Annotated in this window: 11 protein-coding genes; 4 read left to right on the plus strand and 7 right to left on the minus strand. The window is 46.4% G+C overall.

The window, feature by feature from the left end; genetic code table 11:
- Positions 1-19: 19 nt before the first annotated feature.
- Both QUA07_RS22705 and QUA07_RS22710 read right to left on the minus strand, forming a co-directional pair.
- On the minus strand, positions 20-1,087 hold the full coding sequence (locus QUA07_RS22705) for an FAD-dependent oxidoreductase (protein ID WP_333329530.1): 1,068 nt from the start codon (positions 1,085-1,087) through the stop codon (positions 20-22).
- A gap of 64 nt (positions 1,088-1,151) precedes the next feature.
- On the minus strand, positions 1,152-1,904 hold the full coding sequence (locus QUA07_RS22710; RefSeq protein ID WP_333329533.1) for a class I SAM-dependent methyltransferase: 753 nt from the start codon (positions 1,902-1,904) through the stop codon (positions 1,152-1,154).
- 469 nt (positions 1,905-2,373) lie between these two features.
- On the opposite strand from QUA07_RS22710, the gene QUA07_RS22715 reads away from it, so the two are divergent.
- Both QUA07_RS22715 and QUA07_RS22720 read left to right on the plus strand, forming a co-directional pair.
- On the plus strand, positions 2,374-3,219 hold the full coding sequence (locus QUA07_RS22715; RefSeq protein ID WP_333329537.1) for a YaaW family protein: 846 nt from the start codon (positions 2,374-2,376) through the stop codon (positions 3,217-3,219).
- 43 nt (positions 3,220-3,262) lie between these two features.
- Complete coding sequence (locus QUA07_RS22720) at positions 3,263-4,741, plus strand: O-antigen ligase family protein (RefSeq protein ID WP_333329539.1); 1,479 nt, start codon at positions 3,263-3,265, stop codon at positions 4,739-4,741.
- Positions 4,742-4,908: 167 nt separating this feature from the next.
- On the opposite strand, the gene glmS is transcribed toward QUA07_RS22720, so the two are convergent.
- The 4 genes from glmS to QUA07_RS22740 form a co-directional block, all read right to left on the minus strand.
- Positions 4,909-6,831, minus strand: a complete 1,923-nt coding sequence (glmS, locus tag QUA07_RS22725) for a glutamine--fructose-6-phosphate transaminase (isomerizing) (RefSeq protein WP_333329542.1) — start codon at positions 6,829-6,831, stop codon at positions 4,909-4,911.
- A gap of 159 nt (positions 6,832-6,990) precedes the next feature.
- Positions 6,991-7,236, minus strand: coding sequence for a photosystem I iron-sulfur center protein PsaC (gene psaC / locus QUA07_RS22730; RefSeq protein WP_015175986.1), 246 nt, complete (start codon positions 7,234-7,236; stop codon positions 6,991-6,993).
- 598 nt (positions 7,237-7,834) lie between these two features.
- Positions 7,835-9,046: a chloride channel protein gene (locus QUA07_RS22735; RefSeq protein ID WP_333329544.1), complete on the minus strand. Its 1,212-nt coding sequence runs from the start codon at positions 9,044-9,046 to the stop codon at positions 7,835-7,837.
- Positions 9,047-9,387: 341 nt separating this feature from the next.
- On the minus strand, positions 9,388-10,293 hold the full coding sequence (locus QUA07_RS22740) for a CoB--CoM heterodisulfide reductase iron-sulfur subunit B family protein (RefSeq protein WP_333329547.1): 906 nt from the start codon (positions 10,291-10,293) through the stop codon (positions 9,388-9,390).
- A 383-nt stretch (positions 10,294-10,676) separates the two neighbouring features.
- Between QUA07_RS22740 and acpP the strand changes: the two genes are divergently transcribed.
- Both acpP and fabF read left to right on the plus strand, forming a co-directional pair.
- A complete protein-coding gene (gene acpP / locus QUA07_RS22745) occupies positions 10,677-10,931 on the plus strand; it encodes an acyl carrier protein (protein WP_333082619.1) in 255 nt (84 codons plus the stop codon).
- Positions 10,932-11,028: 97 nt separating this feature from the next.
- Positions 11,029-12,282, plus strand: coding sequence for a beta-ketoacyl-ACP synthase II (fabF, locus tag QUA07_RS22750; RefSeq protein ID WP_333329550.1), 1,254 nt, complete (start codon positions 11,029-11,031; stop codon positions 12,280-12,282).
- 443 nt (positions 12,283-12,725) lie between these two features.
- Here fabF and QUA07_RS22755 read toward each other — a convergent pair.
- On the minus strand, positions 12,726-12,850 hold a 125-nt coding region (locus QUA07_RS22755; RefSeq protein ID WP_333329555.1), incomplete at its 5' end, for a photosystem II protein D1.

Here is a 12,850-nt window from a genome sequence, read left to right on the forward strand (position 1 = left end):
TACCTTAATTGTAGCCATATTACCAATTTAGGCTTGAATCTAACTGCAAATTTTGCAACTGAGAATTCACCCAAATAGCCGCCGCCAAACCCGATCGCAAAGCCCCCTCTATTTGACCTTCCCCGCACAAATCTCCTGCACAAACCAGCGGCAAAGTCCCCTCCGCAGCCAAACAAGAAACAGGCAAAGGATTTCGACAAAAAGCATAGCGCCAGCGGTGAACCTGCAACCATTCCGGCTCTTTCAGCCAAGGGATTAAATATCCAGAAGTGCGATCGAGCAATTCTTGACCGACTGTTGGCAAATCAATTGATTCTAGATGGCGTTCTGCAAAATTTGCGCTGCTGTGAACCACAAACACTGGTTGCTGCGGATCGAGCCGCTTGCTGCTGTCCAAACCAACCCAAGCTAAATCAGAATTATCGGAAAAAGAAACAGATTTCCACTGCGGATTTAGATTGCTCAAATCGTGCTGTTTTGACGGAGGATAGCCAGCCATAACGCTAATGCAAGGGTCGTACTCGACCGAACGCAATTTGTCCGTAAAATCAGGCGACAAACCGATTTTTTCATCCAAAAAAATTAAAGCTTGAGGTGCAGGAATTGCCACAACCACAGCCTTAGCAATCAATTCTTGAGGCCTCTGTAAATTGTCATCAGTGACTTCAAGGGAAAGATGCCACATTTGGTTATCTGTAGTAGAAATAGCTTGTACGCGGCGGCCAAACCAAATTTCTAAACCCTCCGCTAGATACTTACCCACAGCATTCATACCCGCAGGTGCGACATAACAAGAATTAGGAATAGCAGAAAGTTTCCCCTGTCTGAATTCCCAGACACTATCAGTCCAGAGTTTGAGGATGTGGCGATCGACCAAAACCTCAATTAACCCCTGCACCGCATCCCCCTGCGGTTCCAGATACCGCGCCCCGTGATCGGCCCTCGTACCCTGTACGCGGCGGGTAGCAACACGTCCCCCCGCGCCGCGAGATTTCTCAACAACCGCCACAGAATAACCAGCTTGACGCAACCGTTGAGCGCAACTGAGCCCCGCCATACCCGCACCAATCACCGCAACATCGAACATAATTGGACTTTCAGATACATTACTTACCGGACTTTTTCTAGGAAATAAGCCTTAAGCTGATTTTTTAACTTGCAGTTAATTTGCGATAGCAACGAGCGGTGATTAAATGAGGGTGAAAAACCTCCATAAAATTAGACTGAAGTTTAGTAAAAAATGTGTTCATCTCTTGCTTATCTTCTAAATGAAAAGGAAATTCTTGATTAAAACCTTTAAAGAAATACCAGTTAAGGATAATCTTCCCTGACGGAGCTAGCATTTTGTGAAAATCCATCAGTTGCTGACTGGGATTGAGTAAATGTTCCATCACATCTAAACAAATAATCGTATCAAAAGCCTCTGTAGGAGATACTTCTAGACTACACAAAATCTTCTCACTCAATCCTAACTTAGCAGCTCGGCTTTGAACAAAATTGCAATTTATGGGGTTAAGATCACAATAGACTACTTGTTCTACGTGAGGACAAAGAGCTGCTGCAATAGCATGAGTGCCAATACCGCCGCCAAAATCTAAAACTCGACCGACAGCCATATCTGATATTAAGGTTAAAGTGCCTCCTATGTAATCCTGATTGGACATATGCCAAGCTCCGAGGTCAAATAGGTAAGCTTGTCCGACTCGATCGCGATAAAACTCGCTAGCTTTTTCCCAATCAAAATCCCGATGCCCTATTTCTTTTAGGGATTGTTGACCGAGTGCCAGCTCTTGTTCAATTGTTTCTAAATCTAAGTTTAAAAAATCCTGTAGATGCTGCTTGAGATTGAAAGTATCTTGCCAATATCCCTGCAAAAAAGACGGTGCGACAGAAGAATACATCATTTACTTTGTTCTAAAAAAACCAAACTCATTATAGGATTAACTGACATTTTTGAACAGAAGTACACTAAATTATTTTTCCTTTGTTTATAGCGAATAAAATAGTGGGGGTTCAGGGCGACGGTTTGACTCCTCAAGCTGCGGGGTTGCAGACGTACCGAGGGCTTCCGGGTTTGCTGTTGGGCCTCTAAATTGTATTTTTAGGATCGGCGGGACACCAAAATTGACTGTAAAATTTAGATGCGCGTCCGCCGATCAATGTAGCTGCTGAGGTTATAGCTTCTAGCAGTCGGATCTTCTGTGCCAATCCTGCCGATCGTCCTGCGCCAGGTAGTAGAATAAGGGACAGCACGAATCCATGATTAAGACAAAATAAAAAAAGCCACTGTAGGTAAATACTAAATCCCGCTGGTTGTCAATCAGCAGCAATCTAAAATCTAAAATCTAAAATCGAATACGGGAGGGCAAAATTTTGGACGAACTCAGAGCAGCACTCGAATTGACAACAGAAGAAGAATTGCAGCAACTAACAGAACTTCTGTTCAGCCGCAAGTTTAACCCTTTAGATTATGTGCAAACCCCCGCACCGATAGATGTACAAAGTCGCGATCGCGAAGCATGGCTCGACGCCGTAGAACAGCGGTTTCGCTACCTTGCAGCGGACGGGTTGACGGTACTCCGAGGGCGAAGCCAACAAGTAACTTACAGACAAGCACTAATTCAAGTTTGTCGCTATCTCAAAATCCCTTATCCCAGACAGTTGTCAACCACCGACTTAGAGGCAGAAGTGTTTCTGCACTTAATGGGTCGCGCGTGGAAGCGTTTACCTGCAGACGAACAGCAAGCGCTGACACTGCGCGTACAGCGAGCGATCGTTGATTCTAAACTCTCAGAACCCCTGCCAATTTCTGCTGAAAAAGACCCGCTGGGTTTACTGTTCAAAGGCGGCAGCGCTTTAGCTGTTAGTTCCATCTTAAAACCAATGCTGCTCAAACTAATGGCTAATCAATTTGCGCTGCATTTTGCCACCTATCAAATGGCAAAACAAGGACTGCTTGCAGGCACTGCAACTGCAGCAACCCAGTTTCAAAATTATGTCGCACTTCAGACCGCGCGGCGTGGTATGGCGGTGAGTGCAGCTCGTTACGGTGCGACGCGGAGCGTATTTTCGTTGATAGGCCCGGTGATGTGGACTTGGTTTTTAGCGGATTTGGGTTGGCGATCGATTTCCACGAACTACGGCCGCATTATCCCCACCATTTTTGCCCTAGCTCAAATACGCTTGACGCGATCGGAATGCGTTTGGGAACTAGCTTAACGATGGTAAATTGTAGATTTTAGATTTGAGATTGGGAGTGTGGGTGAATATCAAAAATCGCTTGAAATTGGCTGCCAAACAGACAGCCGAAAATCTCAAGTCTCGTCTCCAAAAACATCCAGATCCCCGCCTGCAAATCCCTTGGAATTTCGCCCAAGTGGGGATGCTGATTTTTCCCTTAATTCCGATTTTGGGAGCCTTAGGTTTATTCCTGGGATTGGCCGGCCCTTGTAAACAAAAGTTCCGTCAAATTAGTCGCCGCCCGTTGAATCGAGGATTCGCAATTCTGAGCGTGCTGCTAGTCATCACAGCCGTTTTTGCCCACAACCGCATCGAGGCTTTTATAGGGTTGTACAATTTCTTGCCGTTCTTTATATTGTTTGCCGCTTTCAGCAGTTTAATTCAAACTTCGGCTCAATTATGGCAATTGTCTTGGATGATTGTAATTAGTTCAATTCCAGTGATAATTTTAGGTCTGGGACAGCAATTTTTAGGCTGGAGCGGCATCGATCAATTGCAGCCAGTTTTTGGCTGGGTACTCGCATCCCAAGGCAATCCCCCCGGCCGTATGGCTTCTGTATTTATGTACGCTAATATTTTAGCTTGCTATCTGACAATTGCTTTTATTTTAGCACTGGGACTGTGGATGGCAGAAGTCAGTTGTCAGTTGTCAGTTGTCAGTCGTCACCACTTACCAATGCCCAATGCGCAATGCCCAATTCCCAATTCCCAATTCCTATTTTTAAGTTTTGCAGTGATCGGAAATGCTGTTGCTTTGATTTATACTAATTCTCGCAATGCTTGGGGACTGGCAGTTTTGGCAGTTTTGGCTTTTGCACTTTATGCGGGTTATAAAAAATTATTAGCTGCGGTTTTGAGTGTGGCTAGTACAGTTTTTTTGTCTGCCTTTGGCCCGGAACCTTTACGGCAGTATTTGCGAAGAATTATCCCGGCTTTTTTCTGGGCGAGACTCACCGACGAGATGTTCCCAAATCGACCGACAGCTACTTTAAGAAAAACTCAGTGGGAATTTGCTTGGTCGATGACTCAGCAGCGTCCTTGGACTGGTTGGGGATTGCGAAATTTTACGCCTCTCTATCAAGCTCAGATGCAAGAATGGCTCGGTCATCCTCACAGTTTGATACTGATGTTGACTGCGGAAACGGGAATACCCGCAACGCTTTTTTTGTTTGGTTTAGTTGGTTGGGTTTTGGCTAGAGGTGTTGTGCTGCTGGCGAATTGGCCAGTTTTTTCTGGGGATATCAAACACGAGCAAATAGCAACACAGGAACAAGTGGAAACTGCTTTAGTGATTAATCAACAGTCTATAATTATTAGCCAAAATCAGATAGTTTGTCAAGATGTAAGAGCAACCGATCACCTAATTTTTTTCAGTTATTTATTAGCCTTCGCCGCCTGTACGCTTTTTAACACTGTAGATGTGACGCTGTTTGATTTCCGAGTCAATACTACAAGCTGGTTGCTGTTAGCCGCAATTTGCGGAGTCAGCCAGAGGGAATAGGCGATCGGGAATAGGGCATCGGGCATCGGGCATCGGGCATCGGTTATTGGTTATTGGTTATTAGAACGAACAACCAACAACCAACAACCCACTAATGACTAATGACTAATGACTAATGACTACTGACTACTGACTAATGACTACTGACTACTGACTAATGACTTCCTTTATTCTACCGTCACAGACTTAGCCAAATTACGTGGCTGATCCACATCCAAACCCCGACGGGCTGCAATGTGATAAGCCAACAATTGCAGCGGAATCACTGTCACAATCGGTGACAACAATTCATCCACCAAAGGCACCGGCAAAATGTGGTCAAAAATATCGGCTTCCGCCGCACCTTGCTTGGGCGTAACGCCAATTAAACGGGCGTCACGCGCCTTCGCTTCCTGAGCGTTGGAAAGCACCTTTTCGTAGACGCTTCCGGGCATGGCGATCGCCACTACAGGCACTTTCGCATCCAAAAGGGCGATCGGGCCGTGTTTCATCTCTCCGGCGGGATATCCTTCGGCGTGAATGTAGCTAATTTCCTTCAGTTTCAGCGCCCCTTCCAAAGCAATCGGAAAGTTAATTCCCCGCCCCAAAAAGATAAAATCTTGGGTTTCTGTAAACTGGTGGGACAATTCCTCCACATACTGTTCTTGAATCTCCAAAAACTTCTCAATTTCTGCCGGCAACTGGCGCAAACCAGTAATAATTTCTGCCAATCTCTCAGTGCTGATTGTTTGCCGCTGGTGCGCCAAATCCAAAGCTAAGAAATAGAATGCCATTAACTGAGTAACAAAAGTTTTAGTCGCAGCAACGCCGATTTCTATACCAGCGTGGGTATTGATTACATGCGGCATCATGTGGGCGATCGAACTTTCAGTCCTGTTAGTAATGCCTAACATTCTCGCCCGGAATTTATCAGTAAAACCCGCGCGGCGCTGTTGTTCCATCCCCAAAGCAGCCAGCGTGTCCGCCGTTTCTCCCGACTGAGTTACCCCAATAGTTAAAGTATTTGCTGTCAGCGGTGCGGGCGCGTAGCGGTACTCAGAAGCGTACTGCACCGCAGTCGGAATATTAGCTAATTGTTCCAACAAATATTTGCCAATTAGCGAGGCGTGCCAGCTCGTTCCGCAGGCGAGAATCGAAACTTGTTCGACATCGGTACAAAGTTCCTTGGGCAAGTTGAGATTGATGGGAGAGCGCGGATTTCCCGGCTGCCACTCGCTGTCTAAATAAGCCTCCAAACAAGCTCGGACTACGGCGGGCTGTTCGTAAATCTCCTTGTGCATGAAGTGTTTGAAGCCTTGTTTTTCGACTAAAACCGGACTCCAACCAAGGATGCGCGGGCTTTTTTTCAGCCTTTCTCCTGCAAAGTTGTAGACTTCGACTCCCATCGGAGTTAGCCTTGCCAACTCGCCATTTTCTAGAGATAAAACAGTGCGAGTGTGAGATACTAATGCCGGCGTGTCGGAAGCGCAGAAAAATTCGCCTGCACCAAAGCCAATCACCAAAGGAGCTTGCTGTCTGGCGACAATTATTTCGTCGGGGAAATCGGCGCAAATAACGGCGATCGCAAAGGCTCCTTCTAACCTATTTACCACCTTAGCAACGACTTGCAAAAAGGACAAATCAGCAATTTTTTGGGGTTTTTTCTCTTTTTCTTCTTCGTTCTCCCTTTTTGCTTCTGCAAAAAACTCAGCTATTAAATGAGGAATAACTTCTGTATCGGTATCCGAGACAAAGTTATGTCCCTTTGCTTTCAATTCTTGCCGCAAATCGCGATAATTTTCGACAATTCCATTTTGAACTACCGCAATTCGCCCGCTATTATCCAGGTGAGGGTGAGCGTTATATTCCTCTGGTTTGCCGTGAGTTGCCCAGCGGGTGTGTCCGATGCCGATGGGAGCCGGAGAGTCTATCTCTGCTAGCTTTTCCCGGAGGTTGTGCAATTTGCCCTTGGCTCGGATGCAGGTAATTTCTCCTTCGGAGATGGTAGCGAGGCCCGCTGAATCGTAGCCCCGGTATTCTAGTTTCTCTAATCCTGCTAGCAAAATCTCGCTTGCTGCTTGCGTGCCGATATAGCCAACGATTCCGCACATTTAACGTACTACTCCTGCTTAGCGATCGCAATAAAACTCAAGTTTTATCATTTTTACCTTCTTCCGGCCCCAGAATGCAGATTCCGCGACAAAAAAGAGGGGGCAATTTAATCGCCCCCTCTTTTGTACCCGTAATTCGATCGGTGTGTCGATCGATATTTAGTAGGCTAGACCCATACTGCGAGTGGTTTCTGCTCCCAGGTAAACCCGGATGCTCAGAAAATCGGTGGGGCAAGCAGTTTCGCACCGCTTGCAGCCTACACAGTCTTCGGTGCGGGGAGATGAGGCAATCTGAGCTGCTTTGCAGCCATCCCAGGGCACCATCTCCAAAACGTCAGTCGGACAAGCGCGGACGCATTGAGTGCAGCCGATGCAAGTATCGTAAATTTTGACTGAATGAGACATTGAATAAAGGCTCCCAACGAGTCACTAAAAATTTGCTGGCTCTGCAAGTGAACAGATTTGACGGCGAGGTGACACCGCTATAGCCTGCACAGAGAATTAAAGGTTAGTCTACCGCAGTGCCTGGAAGCACTTCGCGAAAAAGCGACAAAACTTCACAGTTATTCACCATGGGAGTCTTATGGAACCCTTTTGGGATCTCTATGATTCGCCAACCGTTTGAGCATCAGCCTGATTAAATACAAATTGAGTTTGGCAGTAGGATTGGTGAGAGTGGGTTCAAAGTTCTTGACCAAACTGCGATGATCTTATCCGGGTGATACCCCTTACCCTTGCAGAATGGTAATCTTCGGAATATTGACGGGCCCGAGTGTGAAAATAATCGAGGTTGTGACTCAACATTTAAATCAAGCCACAGTCATCGGACACACTGGCTTTTGTGCAATGGATAAAAAACGGCAAGCTGACTGGTATCAACGGCTAGATGTTGTTTGATGCCATTGGTGCAGTTGTAATGGCAGAAGCCTTTAGACTCGACACTCGCAAAATGCACGTATTTTTCGCCGGTACACCGAGCTATTAGAGGAATTCTAGCCGTTTGTTAATCAACTTTACGCTGTGAGGTAATGAAGGGAGATCGGGGAGCCAAGAAGAAACCCACGAGACTAGCGAAGAGAATCGGTGTAAAAGTGCTAAATCCTGTCAACTTGGCGAGTAGCAGAGTTGTACTAATTGGAGTTCGAGTAACTGTTGAATTCAGAGCAGCAATTACACAAATCATTGCCAAAGTCTCGTTGGAGGCGGGATTAATGATAGCGATAGCCTTTCCTAAACAGGCTCCTATAAAAAACAGTGGGATGATAATCCCCCCCCGCCAGCCTCCATTTACGGTCGTACTTATGGCAAACACTTTAGCAATAACTAAAGTTAAGAGAACTCCCAAAGAAAAGTTTCCCTCAACAATTTTTTCAATTTGATGTTCACCAAAGAAACGAGTGAGTGGAAACAAAGCTGATAAAACGCCAAGTCCTAGCCCGGCTAAAGTAGTTCGCACATAGATTGGACCGCGTATCGAATCAAACAAGCGACCAACACTGCGAAATACAGCGATAAAAAGCCACCCCACGATCGCACCTACGATTCCATAAGCAATCGCGGCGCCAAAGTCATAAAGGCTGTCCACATTGTATTGAGGAAAATGCCACGTAGGGCCAATGCCAAGCTGGGTAATTGCTACAAAAATGGTGTAACTTGCACAACTTGCCACGACCGCAGGCAATATTGCTTCAAAATACTCCACAACATTCTGATGATGGAGAATTTCTAAAGCAAAAAAAGTACCACCCAATGGAGCGCCGAACAAAACTGTAAAACCAGATGCCATGCCAGCAATACTCAAAGTTCGTAGTGCCTCTCCGCTCAATTGAAAGCGATCGGCTAACCACGTACCAATTGAACCTGTTACTTGCACCATTGGTGCTTCTGGACCAGCACTGCCTCCACTTGCAATACTGATTAGCGACGACAGAATCATAGAAGGATTCTCGTTCATTGGTAACCGCCCACCATTGAGATGAATATTGTCAATAATCAACCCTATTTCGCCAGGATTTCCCAGCCAATGAATGAGCAAACCGATGAGCAAACCCGCAAGCGGCATGATGATTAGTAGAGAATGTCCACTAAAATATTCAAATCCCACCATCATGTAAGACAAAAATATCCAATAACTTGCACCAAACAAACCACAAATGATTCCTAGCATTGCCCATAGGAATACCGAACGTGTGAGATTTACTGGGTTTCGTTTCATTGCTTATTCCTTGTCCCTAACTAGGCAGTTAGGAAGTCTTAAAAACTATTTTGTATAATAGTATACTGTTTTTTGGGTCTGTATCTTCTATTGACTCAAAAATGTATGAGCCCGATCGAGCTTTCGGCTCGCGGGCTCTGTATAATTCCGATCTAACCGGATTTGATTTGAGAAAAAACTCAAGTCTTTATGCCAATTTCCCAAAGTTGTGCAACAGTTGTAAGGACTTGTTGTTTGATATTTTGGCTTTTAGCAAGGATTTGGGTGAACTAGCCCCTATACCAACTGTTGCAAAATTTTTGATAATTAGGGCTTGCTGCAAACTGCTGCAAATAGATCGACTACAAGCCTAATTTTTCTAACACGGGCTTAGTTGAAACAATATGTCGATCGAGTCCTAGTTTTTTCGGCTCCACACCCAAAGCCAAAGCTACCAACTGCGGTAAATGCAGCACCGGCAAACCCAATTTGCGCCCGATTACTTTTTCCACCTCCGGCTGCCGCGAATCCAAATTTAAATGACAAAGCGGACAAGGCGTTACCATACAATCAGCGCCATTGTCAAGAGCATCTTGAATATGTTTGCCTGCCATCTGAAAAGATTGGTTAGTGGCATAACTGGCCAACGGCCAGCCACAGCACTGCGTCCGCCCTCGATAGTAAACCGGAGTTGCCCCGATCGCCCGAAACACATTTTCCATCGATTCCGGTTGGTGGGGGTCATCGTAAAGCAGCTTATCCTGAGCTCGCAGCAGATAGCACCCGTAAAAAGACGCGCACTTCAAGCCCGAAAGCTTTCGGGTGACTCGCTTCTGCACTTCCTCCAAACCGTAATCTGCAACGATCGCCCACAACAGATGTTTCACCTCGGTACTGCCTTGATAAGGCGAACAGCCTTGTTTTTCCAGTAAACCGTTGACTTTTTCTATGTAGTTGGGATCGGTTTTCTGAGATTCCTTGAGGCGATCGTCCACATGACCGATGACCCCTTGACAAGTGCTGCAATGCGTCAGCAAAGGCAGATTCAGTTCCTCAGCCAAAGCAATATTGCGGGCGTTGACAGTATCTTCGAGTAACTGCGAATCTTCCTTGAAAGTGCCAGAACCGCAGCAGGAAGCTTTCTTTAGTTCCACCAGTTCAATCCCCAACGCTTGAGTCAGCGCCATTGTAGACAGGTAAAGTTCGCGGGCCGCCCCTTGGGCAACGCAACCGGGAAAATAAGCATATTTCAGATTTTGGGATGGCATAATCGTTTCTGCTGGGGACACAAGGTTCGGGAAAAGAAACTTGAGCGATCGAAGTCGGGAGGCTTCCTGCTTAGTTTTCCCTCTTTATAATTAACCGATCACCGCCTAGCTAAGAGCCAATTGTCAGCTTTTCTCAAGCATTTTGAGTTGATGACTGACGCACCATCGACCAAAAATCCGCTTCCTCAACGTTATCAGGTGGCTAAACGAGATGATTGATTTTGGGCTATTGGGTTTTTTTGCCTGAGTCCTAGAGTTGCTGCGATCGTCCGTGTCCCAATTGTCCCTGGCCCGTGTCACTTAGAAAAGCGGCCAGCCTTTGTCCTGCAGATCCCCCTTTCGGATAAGATTAGATACGCAGCAACCAATGAGGACACGATGTTATGAGCCAAGACGACATTTTTGCTAGAGTCCAGAAAATTGTGAAAGAGCAACTGGAAGTCGAGCTGAGCGAAGTCAAGCCGGAAGCCAACTTTGCTAATGATTTAGGAGCAGATTCCTTAGATACAGTAGAGCTGGTAATGGCTTTGGAAGAAGAGTTTGATATTGAAATTCCCGACGAAGCAGCCGAAGGAATTACTACGGTTCAAGCTTGTGTAGATTACATCAGCAGCCAACTTGCAGCTCCAAAAGCATAAAATACCTGTCTTTTCCCCTAAGAGGAGAGAAGTTATAAAACTGGAAACTCCTCTTTAGTTCTGCGTTCTGGGTGTTTAATTTTTTGAAACTGAAATCATGACAAATTTAGAGCGTAAGCGCGTTGTTATCACAGGTCTCGGCGCGATTACACCGATCGGCAATACCTTGTCCGAATATTGGGACGGGTTGCTTGCCGGGAAGAATGGTATAGGCCCGATCACCTTATTCGACCCGTCGCGGCACGACTGCCGCTTTGCCGCAGAGGTGAAGGGTTTCGACCCACACGACTATTTAGAGCGCAAGGAAGCAAAGCGGATGGATCGCTTTGCTCAATTTGGGGTGTCAGCGAGCAAACAAGCTGTTGCTGATGCAAAGTTGGAGATTAATGACCTGAACGCAGAACAGGTGGGTGTCATTCTTGGCACTGGCATTGGTGGCTTAAAGGTTTTGGAAGATCAGCAAGAGATATATCTGACTCGCGGCCCCGATCGATGCAGCCCGTTTATGATCCCCATGATGATTGCGAATATGGCCGCGGGTCTGACGGCAATTCAAACGGGTGCTAAGGGGCCGAACTCTTGCACGGTGACGGCCTGCGCTGCCGGGTCAAATGCCGTGGGTGATGCGTTTCGCCTAGTTCAGGGGGGTTACGCGCAAGCCATGATTTGCGGTGGTACGGAAGCTGCGGTGACACCTTTGTGCGTGGCGGGTTTTGCTGCGGCGAGAGCGCTTTCGACTCGCAATGATGACCCGACTCATGCTTCTCGTCCGTTCGATCGCGATCGTGATGGTTTTGTCGTCGGCGAAGGTGCTGGCATTCTGATTCTAGAAGAAATGGAACACGCTCTGGCGCGTGGCGCGAAGATTTACGCAGAAATCGTCGGCTACGGTTTAACTTGCGATGCGTATCACATGACTTCTCCGGTACCGGGGGGGGAAGGTGCGTCGCGGGCGATGGCTTTAGCGCTCAAGGATGGGGGTTTGACGCCGGATATGGTGAGCTATATCAACGCTCACGGCACGAGCACGCTTCCCAACGATTCTACGGAAACGAAAGCGATTAAAAAGACTTTGGGAGACCATGCTTACAAAGTAGCAATTAGTTCTACCAAGTCGATGACCGGCCATCTTTTGGGCGGTTCTGGGGGAATTGAGGCGGTGGCGACGGTAATGGCGATCGCCAATGACAAAATCCCGCCGACAATTAATCTGGAAAATCCCGATCCTGAGTGCGATTTGGACTATGTTCCTCATACAAGCCGCGCTCTAAAAGTTGATGTGGCGCTGTCGAATTCCTTTGGATTTGGCGGCCACAACGTGACTCTGGCATTCAAGAAGTTTGTTCAGTAACGGGCAATTTGAAAATCGAGAGTTAAAAGGTAAAAAATTAATTTTTTACCTTTTAATTTTTAGATAAATTTTAGATTGGGCGATCGGCTATTAAGTAAATCAAATTAACCCAACCTATAATGCGATCGCGCCTGAGATCCCCGCAGCACTTTAACTCCTGCGGAGTTCTGGCTATTCTTTTTTTTGATTAGCCGTTGCTCATATCATGTCCGCGCGAGCGCTTGACTCCAAACGCTTACTTGTCATGAGTCAAGCGCAACGAAGTCAGCGCGTTGCCGAAAGGGCGAGATTCTTCAGTTCATTCAGGACTCAGAATGACAACTACTGAAGCCGATTTAATATAACTTAGTTTTTTCATAGAAGGATAACTTTAAAAACCTTTTTTCCCCAAACAAAAAGCGCCCCTATTACTAGGAGCGCTTTTTGTTATCTCAGACTAAAACTTAGCCATTGATAGAAGGAGCAACCAAAGCTACGGGAGTGGTAACACCTGCAGCCAAGTCAAGCGGGAAGTTGTGAGCATTGCGCTCGTGCATTACTTCCATACCCAAGTTAGCGCGGTTGATCA

Origin of the sequence: Microcoleus sp. T3_A4, from assembly GCF_036700465.1 — a bacterium.
Taxonomy (GTDB): domain Bacteria; phylum Cyanobacteriota; class Cyanobacteriia; order Cyanobacteriales; family Microcoleaceae; genus Microcoleus.

Coding starts and splice junctions, on each gene's coding strand:
- QUA07_RS22740 (WP_333329547.1), bottom strand. CDS start 10,293: ATGCCATCCCAAAATCTGAAATATGCTTATTTTCCCGGTTGCGTTGCC.
- acpP (WP_333082619.1), top strand. CDS start 10,677: ATGAGCCAAGACGACATTTTTGCTAGAGTCCAGAAAATTGTGAAAGAG.
- fabF (WP_333329550.1), top strand. CDS start 11,029: ATGACAAATTTAGAGCGTAAGCGCGTTGTTATCACAGGTCTCGGCGCG.
- glmS (WP_333329542.1), bottom strand. CDS start 6,831: ATGTGCGGAATCGTTGGCTATATCGGCACGCAAGCAGCAAGCGAGATT.
- QUA07_RS22710 (WP_333329533.1), bottom strand. CDS start 1,904: ATGATGTATTCTTCTGTCGCACCGTCTTTTTTGCAGGGATATTGGCAA.
- QUA07_RS22705 (WP_333329530.1), bottom strand. CDS start 1,087: ATGTTCGATGTTGCGGTGATTGGTGCGGGTATGGCGGGGCTCAGTTGC.
- QUA07_RS22735 (WP_333329544.1), bottom strand. CDS start 9,046: ATGAAACGAAACCCAGTAAATCTCACACGTTCGGTATTCCTATGGGCA.
- psaC (WP_015175986.1), bottom strand. CDS start 7,236: ATGTCTCATTCAGTCAAAATTTACGATACTTGCATCGGCTGCACTCAA.